Origin of the sequence: Eubacterium maltosivorans, from assembly GCF_002441855.2 — a bacterium.
Taxonomy (GTDB): Bacteria; Bacillota; Clostridia; order Eubacteriales; family Eubacteriaceae; genus Eubacterium; species Eubacterium maltosivorans.
On the sequence record NZ_CP029487.1, the window covers coordinates 3,353,898 to 3,368,791 of the forward strand.

The 14,894-nt window shown below is 46.2% G+C and carries 19 protein-coding genes and 1 tRNA gene; 8 read left to right on the forward strand and 12 right to left on the reverse strand.

Annotated elements, in window-relative coordinates:
• Positions 1–137 precede the first annotated feature (137 nt).
• The 4 genes from CPZ25_RS15455 (at position 138) to CPZ25_RS15470 (ending at position 2,833) form a co-directional block, all read left to right on the forward strand.
• Entirely contained in the window at positions 138–857 is a 720-nt protein-coding gene (locus CPZ25_RS15455; protein ID WP_096919207.1) for a hypothetical protein, read from the forward strand.
• A 114-nt stretch (positions 858–971) separates the two neighbouring features.
• The gene (locus CPZ25_RS15460) at positions 972–1,793 is read left to right on the forward strand and encodes a hypothetical protein (RefSeq protein ID WP_096919208.1); all 822 of its coding nucleotides are present in this window, start codon (positions 972–974) and stop codon (positions 1,791–1,793) included.
• A gap of 45 nt (positions 1,794–1,838) precedes the next feature.
• The gene (locus CPZ25_RS15465) at positions 1,839–2,498 is read left to right on the forward strand and encodes a SipW-dependent-type signal peptide-containing protein (RefSeq protein ID WP_096919209.1); all 660 of its coding nucleotides are present in this window, start codon (positions 1,839–1,841) and stop codon (positions 2,496–2,498) included.
• 131 nt (positions 2,499–2,629) lie between these two features.
• Complete coding sequence (locus CPZ25_RS15470; protein WP_058695894.1) at positions 2,630–2,833, forward strand: hypothetical protein; 204 nt, start codon at positions 2,630–2,632, stop codon at positions 2,831–2,833.
• A gap of 73 nt (positions 2,834–2,906) precedes the next feature.
• On the opposite strand, the gene CPZ25_RS15475 is transcribed toward CPZ25_RS15470, so the two are convergent.
• The 10 genes from CPZ25_RS15475 to CPZ25_RS15515 form a co-directional block, all read right to left on the reverse strand.
• The gene (locus CPZ25_RS15475; protein ID WP_058695893.1) at positions 2,907–3,743 is read right to left on the reverse strand and encodes a DegV family protein; all 837 of its coding nucleotides are present in this window, start codon (positions 3,741–3,743) and stop codon (positions 2,907–2,909) included.
• 255 nt (positions 3,744–3,998) lie between these two features.
• Complete coding sequence (locus tag CPZ25_RS15480; protein ID WP_096919210.1) at positions 3,999–4,376, reverse strand: PBECR2 nuclease fold domain-containing protein; 378 nt, start codon at positions 4,374–4,376, stop codon at positions 3,999–4,001.
• Positions 4,377–4,443: 67 nt separating this feature from the next.
• Positions 4,444–5,331: a DMT family transporter gene (locus tag CPZ25_RS15485; protein WP_096919211.1), complete on the reverse strand. Its 888-nt coding sequence runs from the start codon at positions 5,329–5,331 to the stop codon at positions 4,444–4,446.
• Between the two features lie 171 nt (positions 5,332–5,502).
• A complete protein-coding gene (locus tag CPZ25_RS15490) occupies positions 5,503–6,423 on the reverse strand; it encodes a SufB/SufD family protein (RefSeq protein WP_058696436.1) in 921 nt (306 codons plus the stop codon).
• Positions 6,424–6,439: 16 nt separating this feature from the next.
• Positions 6,440–7,162, reverse strand: a complete 723-nt coding sequence (locus CPZ25_RS15495; RefSeq protein ID WP_058695891.1) for an ABC transporter ATP-binding protein — start codon at positions 7,160–7,162, stop codon at positions 6,440–6,442.
• Positions 7,163–7,165: 3 nt separating this feature from the next.
• Positions 7,166–7,861: an HAD family hydrolase gene (locus CPZ25_RS15500; RefSeq protein ID WP_058695890.1), complete on the reverse strand. Its 696-nt coding sequence runs from the start codon at positions 7,859–7,861 to the stop codon at positions 7,166–7,168.
• Positions 7,862–7,929: 68 nt separating this feature from the next.
• Positions 7,930–9,231, reverse strand: a complete 1,302-nt coding sequence (locus CPZ25_RS15505; RefSeq protein ID WP_243129313.1) for a glutamate-5-semialdehyde dehydrogenase — start codon at positions 9,229–9,231, stop codon at positions 7,930–7,932.
• A gap of 174 nt (positions 9,232–9,405) precedes the next feature.
• Complete coding sequence (rlmH, locus tag CPZ25_RS15510) at positions 9,406–9,885, reverse strand: 23S rRNA (pseudouridine(1915)-N(3))-methyltransferase RlmH (protein WP_096919212.1); 480 nt, start codon at positions 9,883–9,885, stop codon at positions 9,406–9,408.
• Positions 9,886–9,899: 14 nt separating this feature from the next.
• Positions 9,900–10,052, reverse strand: a complete 153-nt coding sequence (locus CPZ25_RS20545; RefSeq protein ID WP_158501401.1) for a hypothetical protein — start codon at positions 10,050–10,052, stop codon at positions 9,900–9,902.
• On the reverse strand, positions 10,033–10,641 hold the full coding sequence (locus tag CPZ25_RS15515) for a secondary thiamine-phosphate synthase enzyme YjbQ (protein WP_058695888.1): 609 nt from the start codon (positions 10,639–10,641) through the stop codon (positions 10,033–10,035). Before CPZ25_RS15515 ends, CPZ25_RS20545 begins: the two co-directional genes overlap by 20 nt.
• A gap of 107 nt (positions 10,642–10,748) precedes the next feature.
• Between CPZ25_RS15515 and CPZ25_RS15520 the strand changes: the two genes are divergently transcribed.
• Positions 10,749–10,825: transfer RNA gene (locus CPZ25_RS15520), tRNA-Pro, on the forward strand.
• A 118-nt stretch (positions 10,826–10,943) separates the two neighbouring features.
• Here CPZ25_RS15520 and CPZ25_RS15525 read toward each other — a convergent pair.
• Both CPZ25_RS15525 and CPZ25_RS15530 read right to left on the reverse strand, forming a co-directional pair.
• Complete coding sequence (locus CPZ25_RS15525) at positions 10,944–12,107, reverse strand: tyrosine-type recombinase/integrase (protein WP_167495253.1); 1,164 nt, start codon at positions 12,105–12,107, stop codon at positions 10,944–10,946.
• 154 nt (positions 12,108–12,261) lie between these two features.
• Positions 12,262–12,642 carry a helix-turn-helix domain-containing protein gene (locus CPZ25_RS15530; protein WP_058695886.1) on the reverse strand — a complete coding sequence of 127 codons (381 nt, stop codon included), beginning with the start codon at positions 12,640–12,642 and terminating at the stop codon, positions 12,262–12,264.
• 152 nt (positions 12,643–12,794) lie between these two features.
• On the opposite strand from CPZ25_RS15530, the gene CPZ25_RS15535 reads away from it, so the two are divergent.
• The 3 genes from CPZ25_RS15535 (at position 12,795) to CPZ25_RS15545 (ending at position 14,787) form a co-directional block, all read left to right on the forward strand.
• Positions 12,795–12,974: a hypothetical protein gene (locus tag CPZ25_RS15535; RefSeq protein ID WP_058695885.1), complete on the forward strand. Its 180-nt coding sequence runs from the start codon at positions 12,795–12,797 to the stop codon at positions 12,972–12,974.
• Positions 12,971–13,195, forward strand: a complete 225-nt coding sequence (locus tag CPZ25_RS21195) for a helix-turn-helix domain-containing protein (RefSeq protein ID WP_074617441.1) — start codon at positions 12,971–12,973, stop codon at positions 13,193–13,195. Before CPZ25_RS15535 ends, CPZ25_RS21195 begins: the two co-directional genes overlap by 4 nt.
• Positions 13,196–13,803: 608 nt before the next feature.
• Positions 13,804–14,787 carry a DUF3991 and TOPRIM domain-containing protein gene (locus CPZ25_RS15545; protein WP_074617442.1) on the forward strand — a complete coding sequence of 328 codons (984 nt, stop codon included), beginning with the start codon at positions 13,804–13,806 and terminating at the stop codon, positions 14,785–14,787.
• Positions 14,788–14,894: the final 107 nt, after the last annotated feature.

A 14,894-nucleotide genomic window follows, 5' to 3' on the forward strand; every position in this document is an offset into this window, starting at 1 on the left:
GCAGAGCTTAACAAAAAAGCTCTGTTTTTTTATTGAAAAAGTATTGATGTGACCGCTCTGTGACTGCCCTCTGTCATAATAAATACATAATCAATGAGAAATGAATCCATCACATATCAAGAAAGGAAGTGGAGAGCATGAAAAGAAAAAGAGCAGGGTTGGCAATTACAGGTTTACTGGTAGTGGCAATCATCGCTGTAGGCGCAACATTAGCCCTCCTGTCAACAACCACAGGCACCAAGACAAATGCTTTTTCTTCCAATAGAAACATCAGTATCCAGTTAAGAGAAGATAAATGGGACGGTTACACGTTTGAAGATGGAGCAGGCGACAGCACCACTGGTGAAGAAGCAATTGAAGGCCACGAAGAGGATATGACCCTGGGTGTGAACCAAGCCAAAGCCTATCTTCCTGGCCAGAGCATTCCGAAGAACCCGACCGTAAAGAACAATAACACAAACGGCAACGGCGTAGAAACCCGCGTAGCCCTGAAAGTTACCTATTTTATTGGAAAACAGCAGGTAACCTATGAGACTTTTAAGACCACTTTGTTAGATACAAACGGCATTGCCTTTGATACTGACAACTGGACAAAGATTCAGAACAGCAGTGATGAAAAACTGGCAGATATCTATCTTTATAACGAGGAACTGGGTCTGGAAGAAGACAATAAGACCACCGAGAAGAATACTACTACCCCCCTTTTTAGCACCGTGCCCATCAATAAAAACCTTCAGCCCGATGCAGAGGGCAAGCTGCCAAGCTTCAACATCAACGTCCAGGCCTACGCCATCCAGGCAGGCATCGATGGTATGAGTATTGAAGAAGAAATGGTAAAATTCATCAACGCCAATTAAAACAGCTGGCTGTGACCCACGTGTGACAACCGCAAGTTATAATAATACTATAATAAAACGGTTATTAAATAAAAAACTTATCGAAAACCTTAAATTCAGAACGGAGGAAGAAACATGAACAAGAAGAGATTAGCCAAAGGCTTAACCGCCGCAGCCCTGATCGGCGTGATCGCAGTAGGATCCACCCTGGCGTATTTGAGCGCCAACACTGGACAGAAGACAAATAAATTTTCCGGCGATAACATCGGAGGTAGAACGGAAGAACGTTTTGATAAAGACACTGCCGAAAATTATAAACCGGGTGATTCAATTTACAAAGAACCTACCATTACCATCGATGCAGACAGTGCAGACGCTAAAGTAGCAATGTCCGTAGACTATTATGGTGATGATGTTGAAACCACGGAAAGTAATGGTGTTATTACAGTTATAAATCCTAATGAAGCTACAAAAATGTCTCAAAAAAACTTTGAAAGATATGCAACTGTTAAAGGTTGGGATACGGATAACTGGGAAATGATAGCCACATCGAAAAACGGTAGTGAGTTATGGATGAATAAAAACACAATTGTAACAACTAAAAAAGATGATGTAGAAGGTAGTGAAACAAAAGACGTTAAAACAGCACCTCTCTTTAAGAATGTAGTTGTTAACGCAGGTTTAAGAACCGTCACAGAAACAGAGCTGAACAGCAAAACAGTCTATGATAAAGAAGGCAACGTTCTTAGTACGAAAGAGGTAAAAAACTCAATTGTAAATAGTTATTATGAAGATGCACTTGGCAATATTTTAGTATTTGATAAACTGCCAACCTTTGTTATTGACGTCAACGGTTTTGCCGTACAGGCAGATCATATAGATGCAAAAGCAGAGTTAATCAAGCTTGCAAATGTTGGAAGAACTGCTGAAAATGACAAATTTGTGGCTGTAGTGTGAGCTTAGGAATAGAAAAAATATAGAATCAGTTAAAGGAGAAAATCCATGAACAACAAGAAAAAAGCTGCGATCCTCATTTCATCGCTGGCCATTATCGCCGTGCTCGTCATCGGCGGCACCCTGGCCTACTTCACCGATACCGATAATGCGCAGAACGTATTTACCCTGGGTAAGGTCACTGGTGAGATCACCGAAAACACCGAAGCAGGCACCGTAGACGGGCATGACGTAAAACCTGGGACACCCACAGAGGATGGCATCAGCTATGATAAAATCGTGCCGGGTGACTGGCTGAGCAAAGAGCCCGTAGTCAGCCTGACTGGCACCTCAGAAGACGCCTATGTGCGCGTTAAGCTTGAAGTAGAGGAAAATGTACCGCAAGGCCAAGAGGCAAAATTGACGGATGAACAGAAAGCGGCTCTTATCAGCGAAGAATGCCTGAATTTTGGCGCTGACTGGACCCTTGGAGCAGATGGCTACATCTACTACAATAACAAGCTCAGCCTGGCAGGCCCACAAGCTACCGAACCGGTATTCACCCTGGTCAAGATTCCGGAAACCTGGGGCAACAGAACCGCCAATGTTAACTTCAGCATCAAGATTACAGCTGATCTGGTCCAGTACGATAACTTCAAACCGGGCACCAACGCTGCCGGCAAGATTGACAGCTGGGGCGATATCACGATTGAAAAAGCGGCTCAATAAGCATAAAAAAGCGGTCCTCGGATCGCTTTTTTTTAAAGAACCATTCCGCCATGTTATCACCATGTGACCAAACCTTGATAGAATAAAACTATGAGGATAGTGAGTAGCATTGTGAAAGGTAAGTGATGAGGATGGAAAAGACTATTAACGCAAGCAATCAGACTTTTATCTTAGAGATTAAAAGCACACGCAACCATACCTGGCAGGGCACCATTTTATGGGTGCAGACCCAGCAGAAGGTTGCTTTCCGCAGCGCACTGGAAGCCATAAAAATTTTGGACTCCGCTCTGACAGCTGAGGGTGAGGATGAAACCCCAAACTTGCAGATTGTTTAAGGCAATACTTATAAAAAGAACCCCGGCTCTGCTTTTATCATGAAAGCGGAGCCGGGGTTTTATCTTATCCGTCTTAATAAGCCACAATCACGCCGCCATTATCGGCATAGACGGTACTCAGCCCGCCGGCTTCAAAAATGACGACATCCTTGAAATTGCATTTTTCCTCAATGGCTTTTTTCAGGTTCTCGGCAGTTTCCTGGGCGTGCACGTGGGCGATGGCCAGGATTTTTTCGCTGGCGTCTGACACCTCATCGGCAATGATTTCCACCAGGCGGGAGAAAGCCTTCTTTTTACCGCGGACCTTTTCCTTCAGGGCAATCTCGCCCTCGCCGTTGTCAGTCATGATGGGCACCACCTTCAGCACCTTGCCCAAAAGGGCCATTGTGCCGCTGATACGGCCATTTTTAGCCAGGTTATCCAGAGAGTTGAGGATAAACATGGTGCGCATGTTGGTGATGAAATCCATAAGCTTTGACACGATTTCGTTTGCGGGCAGGTTTTCTTCCAGAAAGGACTGAAGCTTCATGAAAAGCAGGTCCTCCCCGGCCGCGGCGCTTTCGGAATCCAGCACATGCACCTGGCAGCCCGGATATTTTTCCTGGGCCATGACAGCGGCCATGACGGCGCTGTTATAGGAGCCGCTGAGCTTGGATGAGATGGTAATAATATAGTTAACGCGCTCTGGATCAATGGCGTCCAGGTATTCCTGAGGTGATGGGCAGGCGGTTGATACCTTGTTCTTGCTGAGCTTCATTTTATCGACCAGCAGCATGGTCGATAAGTCCTGGTCCACCAGCTCCTCGTCATCAATTCTGAGTTTAAAGGGTATTCGTTCAAGTGGCAGATCGGCTGTAAAGATTTCCGGATTAAAATCCAGGCAGCTGTCCACAATAATTTTGTTTTCCATAGCACTCCTCGAAAAGTTTAGTAATCTCTACTTTAATTATATTACCCAAATCTTTATTTTGCAATAAGAAAGACAGGCTTTTAGGAAAATAAAAACAGCACCCTATGCAAAACGGATGCTGTAAAAAGCATAATTAAACAAGCATTTTGGCAGGTGTGCCCTTTCCTGCATTTCTTTTGACCCAGAGGGTGTGTAGCAGCACAATCTCTACTTCAAAATGCCTGTTGTCTTGTTTATACCCTTATTATATACTATTTATTTTGTTCTGTAAAGAACCCGGTTTTTCTGGATTAATTTCTTTAAATTTTTCTCTCGAATTCGGTAAAATGTCATTACAGAGTTTTTATAGCCTGGATGGTCTGTCTCTAAGGCAACTCTTATGATCATATTCAAGTTCGTATTTTCAAGCGCTTTTATCATAAAAATTGTACCCTTATGTGTTTCATCTACAATGATGTAATCGGGAGAAGCAATCACTGTTTCTGCAAATTTCTCAAACCATACATAATCCTCGGGATGTCTTGTTTTTATATGGTATTCCCGCTCTTGGGTGATAATGACCTCATCCGTCTGCAGAAGGCCAAAAGCCTGGCAAAGATAGGTGTCAGCGAGTGTACCTAATTTTTTGAACATGATTATCTCCCATCCCTATAAATGTATGTCCTATTATAATAAAGAAAAATAGTATTGTCAAAAGCACTTATTTCAGGGATAACGGCTCTTTTTCTTTTTTGAGCTCCAGCTTTGACAAAAGAACGGCGGCAAAGACGAGCCCGCAGCCCAGCGCCATGCGCGGCCCAAAAGGATCGTGCAGGAAAATAACAGAGACAATCAGGCCGAAAACAGACTCCAGTGAGATGAGCAGCGAGGCGTGGGTGGAGGTAGTGTACTGCTGGGCGATGTTCTGGATGAGAAAGGCCACAGCTGTGTTAAAGACCACCAGATAAACGATGCCGAGAGCGCTGGAAACGCTGACCCCGGCGAGGGGCGGCGCGAAAATAAGCGCGGCAAAAAGCGATAAAGCACCCGCTGTCAGCATCTGGACCACTGTAAAGGACATGACATCCGTTTCCTTGACAAACAGCCCTAAAAAGACGATTTGGAAAGAATAAACCACCGCGAAGGCCAGTGTCAGAGCGTCGCCGAGGTTCATGCTGAAATCCGGCTTCAGGCTGATAACCGCCACGCCCACAAAGGTGAGCAGGGCTGCAGCCACATCCAGCGCCCGGGGCCTGGTCCGGGTCATCATCCAGGAGACAAAGGGAACCAGCACCACGTAGGATGGAATGAGGAAGGCCTGGTTGGAGGCTGTGGTATGGTCGAGGCCGATGGTCTGGAAAACCATGCCCGCAAACATAAAGCTGCCGACCACCATGCCCATGAGCACTGTGCGCCTGTCAAGCCACCGGACACGCTTTAAAAAAAGGATCAGGAGTAAAATGCCTGATCCTAAAAACCGAAAGGTCATAACCCAGAGCGGTGTGATGGTCACGAGAGCCGCCTTTGACGCGATAAAGCCCACGCCCCAGATAAGGGCAACGGTTATTAGTGCCAGATCGGCAAGTTTTGTCTTTGTTTTTGTTTGCATCAATTTATACTTTTATCATTTGCAAATGGAAAATGTAGAATGCAGAATGGAGAATTATCGGAACGAATCCGTACCGGATTCGAGTAAAATTCAAATTTGCTTTAGCAAATTTGTTCTTTTAATTCTCCATTCTCAATTGTCCATTCTCCATTTCTAAAGTAAGGGCCGCCCTTACTTTAAGAAACCTTCGATAATGTGCTGTTCGGCTTCGTGCTCAGTCAGCCCCAGGGTGCGGAGCTTGATGATCTGGTCGCCGGCGATTTTTCCAATGGCGGCTTCATGGATGAGCTCGGCCTCAAGGTCGTTGGCGGTAATTTCCGGAATGGCGGAGACAACGCCCTCGTCCATGATAATGGCGTCACACTCCGAATGGCCCGCGCATTTGTTGTTGCCGTTGATCTTGGACAGGAAAAGCTGGCGGGAGCGGTCACGGGCAACAGAGCGGGAGCTCAAGGTACAGCTGGAGCCCTCGCCGTCCATATCCACCTCAAAGGCGGTTTCGGCGTACTGGTCACCGTGGGTCATGAGCTTTTCCTTGATAACCAGCTTAGCGCCCTCGCCCAGCTTGGCCGCAGATTTACGTTTGGTGGAGTCCACGCCTTTAATCTGGGTGGTATCCATTTCCATATAGCTGCCGGCCTCCTGCTCGATGTAGGTTTCTGGATTGATGACGCGTTTGCCAGTGCCTTCGCCAACGCCGATGTGCTTTTCGATGTAAAGCACCTTTGAGCCCGGCTTCAGGAAGAAACGGTGGATGCCGTTGTGCTCGGAGCCGTCGCAGCCGTCGGTGGACACGCCGCAGCCCGCCACGATGGTCACGTCTGCGTCCTCACCGATGTAAAAGTCATTGTAAACCAGGTCGTGCACACCGCTGCAGGTCACCAGGGCAGGGATAAAAACCTTGTCGTTTTTAGTGCCTGGCTGCACGATGATGTCAATGCCGGAGCCGTCCTCCTTGCTCACGATCTGGATATTATCAGTAGAGTTGCGGCCAGCGCACTGGCTGTCCTCACGGATATTAAAAGCAACGCCCTCTGGCTTGCCGTCAATGTCGGCAACGTCCTTCAGCAGCTCTCTTGCTACGTCGTTCATTGGTATTTCGTTCATATTATTCCTCCATTCTAGGACAGAAATCCACTTTGTCCGTACCGTTTAAAAGTCTTGGTAAAATGTCTTCTCTGGCCCCCTGGCTGATGATCTTGCCGTTTGCCAGCACAATGATCTCATCCGCGATGTTTAAGATGCGCTCCTGATGGGAGATGATCATGATCGAGCCATTAATTTTTTCATACATTTTCTGGAAAACAGCGATCAGGTTTTTAAAGCTCCAGAGGTCAATGCCGGCCTCTGGCTCGTCAAAGATGGACAGCTTGGTGCCGCGGGCCAGGATGGTCGCGATTTCGATACGCTTGATCTCACCGCCGGACAGGCTGTCATTGAGCTCGCGGTCAATATAGTCTCTGGCGCAGAGACCAACCTCGGATAAATACTCGCAGGCTTCCACCTGGTTGAGCGGAGAGCCCGCAGCCAGCGAGATGAGATCGTGGACGGTAATCCCCTTGAAGCGGACAGGCTGCTGAAAGGCGAAGCTGATGCCCAGCTTGGCGCGCTCGGTGATGTCGAGGCCTGTGATGTCCTGGCCGTCGAACAGGATCTGTCCCGACGTCGGGGTGAGAATACCGGAGATAATCCGGGCAAGGGTGGATTTACCCCCGCCGTTGGGGCCGGTAATAACAACGAATTTACCGGAGTCAATCTTGAGACTGACATCCTTGAGGATGCCCTTTTTTTCATCCTCCACTTCAAAGCAGATATTTTTTAATTCTAGCATTTATTACTCCTTCACGGGCCGTTCTAAAAGCGAACGGTCAAACTCATGATAATTTGAAATCACCGCGTCCACGCCGGGTACTTCCATGAAATAATCATGGCGTTCTGGCGCCGCGATGGCGATAATATGGCCGATACCGGCCGCGTGGGCAGACTGGATACCGGAAAGGCCGTCCTCCACCACAATGCACGCCTCGGGGGTGACGCCGAGTTTTTCAGCCGCCAGACGGTAAATATCCGGGGAGGGCTTTCCCGGGAAGGTGTGGTTATCAAAAACCGTGGCGTCAAGATCAAACCACCGATCAAGACCAAAGGTCTCGAAAAAGAACGCCATATTGGCGAGCTCTGAACTGCTGGCAATGGTGTGGGGGATCCGCGAGGCGCAGATCCAGTCAAGAAGCTCCGGGGCGCCGCTTACCAGATGGAGGTTTTCAGTATCCTCCAGGCAAAGCTCCCGGTAAAGCGCTTCTTTATAATCGCCAAAGGCGGCGATCTCCTCCGTTGTCAGCTCCCGGTCTTTTAGAATGGCCGGGATGATGGTGGCGTTGGTCTGACCGTAAAAGCCGTGCATTTCCTCGGGCGTAATATGCCGCCCGCACTGCTCCAGCGTAAAACGGTCAAAAGCCGCGTCGTGCTTGTCCGAGTCGAAAAACAATGTGCCATTGAAGTCAAAGATGATGGCCTTAAATGTCTTTTGCATGTGTAACCTTTCTGCTTACTGTTATTATATTAAATGATTCTTAAAAAAGAATTATAATTTAATCTTTTTTATAAAGGACAGTCCTGGTCCAGGGAGATGTGGGTAAAGCTGCGTTTTCCGTCCGCAAAATCGCTGACAATGTCGCCGTGGCCGATGAGCTTGTACTTATAGCTCAGCAGGCCGTCTAAGCCTACCGGGCCTCTGGCGTGCAGCTTGGAGGTACTGATACCAACCTCGGCCCCGAAGCCGTAGCGGAAACCGTCCGCGAAGCGGCTGGAGCAGTTGACATAGACGCCTGCGGAATCCACCAGGGTGGTGAACGCCTTTGCGTGGGCCTCGTCCTCTGTGACGATGACGTCTGTGTGGCCTGAGCCAAAGGTGTTGATATGGTCGATGGCTTCCTCCAGGCTGTCGACAACCTTGATGGAAAGGATGTAGTCCAGATATTCGGTGGACCAGTCATCATCGGTGGCGGCCTCGACGTCGATCACTGCGCGCACACGGTCGTCCCCCTTCAAATGTACCTGTTTCTGGTCCATTCCTGCCTTTAAACCGGGTAAAAATTCCCCGGCAATGTCCTTGTGCACCAGCAGGGTTTCGATGGCGTTGCAGGCGGAAACATATTGGGTTTTGGCGTCCACTGCGATCTTCACAGCTTTGTCCACATCAGCGGAGGCGTCCACATAGGCGTGGCAGATGCCATCGGAGTGGCCCATGACCGGAATATTGGAATGGTCCATGATGTATTTCACAAAGCTGTTGGAGCCGCGCGGGATAATGAGGTCGATATAGTCGTCCAGGGCCAGCATGGCGTTTACGTCCTCGCGGCTTTCCAGGTTTTGAATCCAGCCGTCGGGAATACCCACAGAGGCGGTGGCTTCCGAAATAACCCTGCACAGCAGGCGGTTGGTCTCCAGGGCTTCACGGCCGCCCTTTAAAAGTACGGCGTTGCCGCTTTTCAGGCAAAGCGTGGAAATCTGGACAAAGGCGTCAGGACGGGATTCAAAAATAATGCCGATCACGCCAATGGGGCAGGTGACCTTGTAGAGGTCGAGCCCGGTGTCCAGTTCAGTAGCCATGCGGGTAGCGCCCAGCGGGTCGGTAAGCTCGATGAGGCTGTGAATGCCGTCGATCACGTCGTCAATCTTGTGGTCGTCAAAGGTCAGACGGCCCAGGAGCGGCGCGGCCAGGCTCTCGGCTGCGCTGCGTTCGTAATCGGTCTGGTTGGCAGCGATGAGCGCCGCGCGGTTGGCCTCCAGCGCATCGGCAATGGCCGCCAGCGCCGCGTTTCGCGTCTGTGTATCGGTGGCGGATAGCTGAATGCCCGCCTTTTTAGCTGTTTTTCCTCGTTCTAACATAGTGGTGGTCATGGTTAACTCCCTTCTTGAATGAATGGAGAATTGTCTCCATTAAAGATCACAGATTCCTCGGAAATCTTATCATCCTTATCGGATGATTTCCGCGTCATCTGCGTTCGCTTTGTTATCGGGCAACCGCTAACGCTCCATTGCCCTGCCGATTTTTTTCAAAAATCGGACTCAGCTTCATTTATGATAAGTCTCATTTTTCATGATCTTAAAGGCCCGGTAAATCTGTTCCAGCAGCATGACACGGAACAGCTGGTGGGGAAAGGTCATCTTTGAGAAGGACAGATCCCAGTGGGCGCGGGCCTCAATCTCCGGCGAAAGCCCCAGGGAGCCGCCAATAATAAAAGTCAGGCTGCTCTTGCCCTGGATGCCGTAATCCTCGATCTTTTTCGCGAAATCCGGGGAGGTCAGCTGTTTGCCGGTGATCTTGAGCACTGCGATAATCTCATTATCCTTTAAATGCCGGGCGATCCGCTCGCCCTCCAGCGCCACCGCCCGGGCCTTCTCGGCATCGCTGAAACGCTCCTCGATTTTTTCATCCTTTACCTCGATGATGGATAGCCTGCAGTAGGCCCCCAGCCGTTTGCTGTACTCATCGATGGCCATCCTCAGGTACTTCTCCTTGATTTTGCCAACAGTGATGATTTTAATATTCATCTTTATATAGCATCTTAAAAGCTGTACATGGTCAGCAGACTGACAATGATGATGATCACCAGGATCAGGGCGCCGATCCGGTAACTGTTTTTAATGTTGCTCTGGTGACTCTGTTTTGTCTGCTTCTGCTTTGGCTTTTTGGTGGAATTATTTTTGTTGTTCGCCATCCTCCTGCTCACTTTCTGCTGCGGCTCTGGCAGCCTCTTCTTCCTTCTGCTTGCGGACACGCTCGGCATACTCGGCGCGCATCTCAGCGATGATCCGGTCCTGTTCCTCTTTTTCGGCCTGTTCCTTTGCAAGGTCGGCAGCGTACAGATCCTCCAGCACCTGCGGGAGCCTGGGCTCCTCTCCCTCGGGCAGTGTGGTGCCCATGTGGGAGAGATAAATACGGCGGTCTGTGGAGGGGCCGTTGAACTCAACCATATAGATGCTCTGGTGCAGGCCCAGGATCAGCTCGCCGCTTTCCACCATCACCTGCTCCGACATCCCCACAAGGGAGGCCTTGACATTGGAGGTGGTCCAGCCTGTAAACTGCATGCCGTTGTACTTGGGCAGGAACCGGTTGATTTTATTCAGAAAATCCTTGTCAATATTGAAGTCATCATTAATGGTAATGGTCACCGCGCAGGTGCGCTCGGGAATCTGGATATGGACAAACCCGTCGCCCAGCCGGACCTCCCGGATATATTCCCGCACCTGTTCGGTGATATCCGCTAAACCTTCCGGGGCAGATACGCCCGCTTCAATTATTTTCATGCTTTTCTCCTAAATTTTTTAAAATTTTTAAAAAATATGCTTGCAAAATATCTATGACTATATTACAATAACTGTTGTTGGTTTGCAAATCAAAATTATAAAAATATCGGGGTGTGGCTCAGTTTGGTAGAGCGCATGGTTCGGGACCATGAGGCCGGAGGTTCAAATCCTCTCACTCCGACCATTTTGTTAGTGTTTTAGCCCTTTTGAGGGCTTTTATTTTTTTCTGTCTTTAAAGATTTTCCCACTATTTTCCCAGTTGAAAAATATGTGTTAATTTGTCTGATTTTGAACAGTTCGATTTAGTTGAAAGATTCTTCATAAAAAAGATCAATTTTTGAGGCAGTTCTTTTTTTCTGTCGCTCAAGGACATGGGTATAAATGTTAAGCGTTGTGGAGACATCAGAATGCCCCAATAACTCCTGAACAACCTTTGCAGGTTCGCCCAACTCAAACAGGCGCGTTGCGTAGGTATGTCTTAAGTCATGAAAGGTCTTATCCACTTTTCCGTCGACGTTCAAAATGCCGCATTCTTTATAAACAGCTTTGACTTCTTTGAGAACATTTTGCCGCTCAAGATGAGTGCCGATACCCGTACAAAAAACGAGGGTATCATTATCTTGTGTTAGGTTATATTTGGCAAGCTGTATTTTTTGCTTCTCTTTATGAGCCATTAAAAGTTCCTCAGTACGCTTTGGTAAAGAGATAATACGTGTTGAATAATATGTCTTTGGAGCGGTGGTTTCACCGATTTGTTTGTGCGTTTTAAGGTCACGAATAAGGGAATATGTTTTGTCAATATTGATTTCTTTGCGGCTAAAATCAATATCCCTCCAAGTGAGGGCAAAAAGCTCGCCCTGTCTCATACCGGTATCCAAAGCCATGTTAAACAAAACGCCTAAACGGTGATCTTTGATTGCATTGATAAAACGCTTGTGTTCTTCAACGGTTAAAGGATTTACCTTTTTTTGCCGTCCATTTTTGGCTGGCTTTTTCGGCAATTTGATTGAGGGCATAAAATTCCTAATGATACGCCCTGTTTCAAAAGCATATCGGATGCAGGGGCTAAGCATTTTATGAAACTGCTTAACACAATTGTATCCTTTGCGCTCAAAAAGTTCATTGTAATATTTTTGAACATCAGAAGCATCAAGGTTTCGTAGGATGATTTGACCTAAATAACTCTTCTTCATGTATAGTCTGAAAATGCAGTCATAGCGTTCTTGCGTGCTTGGTTTTTTATCGACAAGATGAACATTGTATAACCAGTCATTACAGAAATCAACAAGTTTAATCTTGTCATTTTTAATCCCATAGCCTTCAAGCTTTTCAAACTTTTCAACTTTTTCCTTTAAATCTTTGAGAGTTCGAGCTGTTAATTCTCTGGTGATTTTCTTTAAAACAGGATCCCAGTGTCTGTAGCGGAAATAAGTGTATTCTCCACGAATAATCTTATCATATTTCATATTTTCCTCCATGTTATACTGGGAAAAACGGTGTACATGTTCTTCGGTTTGTTATAAGTTACCGAATATGATATAATCAAGGTGCGAAGTCGTTGTACCATATCCGGTATGACAGAGGCCGTTTTTGTCTTGTTATAAGGTAGGAGCGGCTTTTTTATTTACTTTGATCTTCTTCTTTTACAATCAGATCGATAAAATTATCGACAACCTTTTGTCCTTCCTCACTCAAATTAAAATAGTACATAATTATCCGCTCAAGCTGCGGATACTTTCTTGAACCAATTCTTCCCAAATAAGAACCAAGCCTTTTTTCTTCACTAAACCGATTGTACATATCGCCGGTTCCATGCTCTAACCATTCTAAATTAATATTAAAAAGTGTACAGATAGATTTTTTCATCTGATCTGTAACGCCGCGCTGTCCACTCTCTATTCTTGAAATCGCGGCATCTGTAACGCCCAGCTTTTCACCAAAGTCCTTTTGTTTCAAACCTTGGTCTTTTCGGATTAGCCTGATTCTTTCTCTAATATCCATCTTAAACCTCCATCAACTTATGAAACCATCATACAACATAAAACTACCATTGTCAAGTGTATATAAAATTTGATTGACACTCTACCTTTGGCGGTGTAAAATCAAAAACAAGAAAGAGAATAATTACCTATGGTAAAAGGAGGGGAAACAAGATGTTAAAACAAAGAACTATGAAAGAAGAACGTATTGAGGCAATCATTACCAAAATGATGCGGTTGCCGGAACCTTTATTAGAGCAAATTGAAATTTTTATAATGGCAGTAGATATGGTAGAGACCGCCCGATTAAGGGCAGAAAAAAAGGTTTTACTACAGGAGCGTAAAGAAAAATGACTCTACACGAAACACTGACAACAGAGGAAGCCTGTGACTTTTTAAAATGCAGCCGCTCGATGATTTACTATTATATTAAACATGATAAGAAATTTCAATTTACTTATTACCAAGAAAAACGTAAAGGACGCCTGTTTTTTCTGCCAGATCAGTTAAGGCAATGGCAGAAAGAAAAAGCTAACGAGCATGGAGAAAAAACAAAATGCGCTGTTGATTCCTGAAAGAATAAAGGAGCGGAGAACCGCTCCTTTAAGATAAGATAACCGATATAAACATGGAAAAATATGTTAGTCAGAAAACTCCTGGACAATCCAGGGATCGCCGGTGCAATTCCGACTTTTTCCCTTCATTACTCGGTATTCTTACGTCGCAAACAAAGTATACCATAAAGAAAGAACTTTTTCATTAATAAGTGTAGTGAAGAAGGTCTTTGAAAATTTAATACAAATTGTTGGAGAAACGCCTTTCAGTCAGGCAGATTTTATCTGTATATTGGTTTATTAGCGAATGGGGTTCAGGAAATATTTATGTATTTCCATCTTGAAATGATAAAGTCAAGAACGCGATGACTGGCTGTTAGGTAGTACTCGGCAACCGATGACTGCACTGTTTGTTTGAAAAGAACGAATAGATAAGGCATGATAGGTTGACCTGTCTGGAAGGTGGGTAGCATGAAGCTTCGGGATGTTTTATCAGCATGTTTCAACAATTTATATTTATAAAAGAAAATTTAGCAAAGTAAATTAAGGGCATTTGTTTATTTTGCTAAATTGTCCATGAACAATGAAAAACAAATAGCTTATTTCTTATTATAATACTGGAGGAGAATATGTTTACAGATGACCAAATTCATCTTGCAAATGATGTGAATATCATCGACTATATGGAATACCGCGGTCTTGACCTCAAACGCACCAACCGCCGGGTCAAAGTAAAAGGCTGGAACGGCCTTGATGTCACACCCGACGGGCGCAAATGGAAAGACTTTGCATCCGGTCAGGGAGGGTACATTATTCAGTTTGTCGCTTGGCTCAACGCTTACAGCTGGAAAGAAGCCGTTCAGGAGCTGCTGGATTTCAGCCATCACACCCCACCCGCCCATCGGCCCATCCCGCAGACAGAGCCACCGCCGTCAAAACCTTTTTGTCTGCCGCCCAAAGCCAAAAGTTACCGGAATCTCTTTGCCTATCTGTTAAAAACCCGCAAGCTTGATTCAGAAATTGTTCAATACTGTGTCGATCAAAAGCTCATCTATCAGGATGAACGCTGTAATTGCGTGTTTGTAGGATATGACGATAACGGAGAACCCGCATCCGCTTTTCTGCGCGGGAGCAACGAATACGCTCCTTTTAAAATGCTCGTTGAAGGAAGCCAAGCCGAATACGGCTTTACTTTACCCGGAACCAATTCGCGGCTTTTTATCTTTGAATCGCCCATCGACTCGCTTTCCTATATGACCCTCAAAAATATCCGTAATCCGCTTTACTTTGACAACCGCCGAGATCACTGTCTTTCTTGCAATGGCCTGAAATACCTTCCGATTTTGCACTACCTGTCAACACATCATGAAATCAGTCAAGTTGTGTTCGGTGTGGACAATGACCCGGTCAATGCATATGGCAACCGTCCCGGTCAGGATTTTATTAAGAGTGCCACGCAGGAAATCATGGAAGCTTTTCCAGACCGATTCACAACATCAAAACAATTCATCGCAGATTTACCGAGACAAAAAGACTGGAATCAGGAACTTGTCACATTTAGAAAAAGTCAAGAACACAAAAAATCAAAAAATGGACGGCAGTCATGCCGCTGAGAGCAGCTGATCAATTCAAATTGAAAGCTGCTTTTTCTTTACCCAAAAACAGAAAACAAACGCCATAAGGCGGTTGAGATAGATATTTTTACAAAGGAGGTTTAAAC

Bases quoted from the DNA above. Each gene is read 5' to 3' on its own strand.
- CPZ25_RS15495 (WP_058695891.1), bottom strand. From the start codon at position 7,162: ATGCTAGAATTAAAAAATATCTGCTTTGAAGTGGAGGATGAAAAAAAG.
- CPZ25_RS15480 (WP_096919210.1), bottom strand. From the start codon at position 4,376: ATGTTCAAAAAATTAGGTACACTCGCTGACACCTATCTTTGCCAGGCT.
- CPZ25_RS15535 (WP_058695885.1), top strand. From the start codon at position 12,795: ATGTTAAAACAAAGAACTATGAAAGAAGAACGTATTGAGGCAATCATT.
- CPZ25_RS15475 (WP_058695893.1), bottom strand. From the start codon at position 3,743: ATGGAAAACAAAATTATTGTGGACAGCTGCCTGGATTTTAATCCGGAA.
- rlmH (WP_096919212.1), bottom strand. From the start codon at position 9,885: ATGAATATTAAAATCATCACTGTTGGCAAAATCAAGGAGAAGTACCTG.
- CPZ25_RS15545 (WP_074617442.1), top strand. From the start codon at position 13,804: ATGTTTACAGATGACCAAATTCATCTTGCAAATGATGTGAATATCATC.
- CPZ25_RS15505 (WP_243129313.1), bottom strand. From the start codon at position 9,231: ATGACCACCACTATGTTAGAACGAGGAAAAACAGCTAAAAAGGCGGGC.
- CPZ25_RS15490 (WP_058696436.1), bottom strand. From the start codon at position 6,423: ATGAACGACGTAGCAAGAGAGCTGCTGAAGGACGTTGCCGACATTGAC.
- CPZ25_RS20545 (WP_158501401.1), bottom strand. From the start codon at position 10,052: ATGGCGAACAACAAAAATAATTCCACCAAAAAGCCAAAGCAGAAGCAG.
- CPZ25_RS15460 (WP_096919208.1), top strand. From the start codon at position 972: ATGAACAAGAAGAGATTAGCCAAAGGCTTAACCGCCGCAGCCCTGATC.
- CPZ25_RS15500 (WP_058695890.1), bottom strand. From the start codon at position 7,861: ATGCAAAAGACATTTAAGGCCATCATCTTTGACTTCAATGGCACATTG.
- CPZ25_RS15525 (WP_167495253.1), bottom strand. From the start codon at position 12,107: ATGAAATATGATAAGATTATTCGTGGAGAATACACTTATTTCCGCTAC.
- CPZ25_RS15515 (WP_058695888.1), bottom strand. From the start codon at position 10,641: ATGAAAATAATTGAAGCGGGCGTATCTGCCCCGGAAGGTTTAGCGGAT.
- CPZ25_RS15530 (WP_058695886.1), bottom strand. From the start codon at position 12,642: ATGGATATTAGAGAAAGAATCAGGCTAATCCGAAAAGACCAAGGTTTG.
- CPZ25_RS21195 (WP_074617441.1), top strand. From the start codon at position 12,971: ATGACTCTACACGAAACACTGACAACAGAGGAAGCCTGTGACTTTTTA.
- CPZ25_RS15485 (WP_096919211.1), bottom strand. From the start codon at position 5,331: ATGCAAACAAAAACAAAGACAAAACTTGCCGATCTGGCACTAATAACC.
- CPZ25_RS15465 (WP_096919209.1), top strand. From the start codon at position 1,839: ATGAACAACAAGAAAAAAGCTGCGATCCTCATTTCATCGCTGGCCATT.
- CPZ25_RS15470 (WP_058695894.1), top strand. From the start codon at position 2,630: ATGGAAAAGACTATTAACGCAAGCAATCAGACTTTTATCTTAGAGATT.
- CPZ25_RS15455 (WP_096919207.1), top strand. From the start codon at position 138: ATGAAAAGAAAAAGAGCAGGGTTGGCAATTACAGGTTTACTGGTAGTG.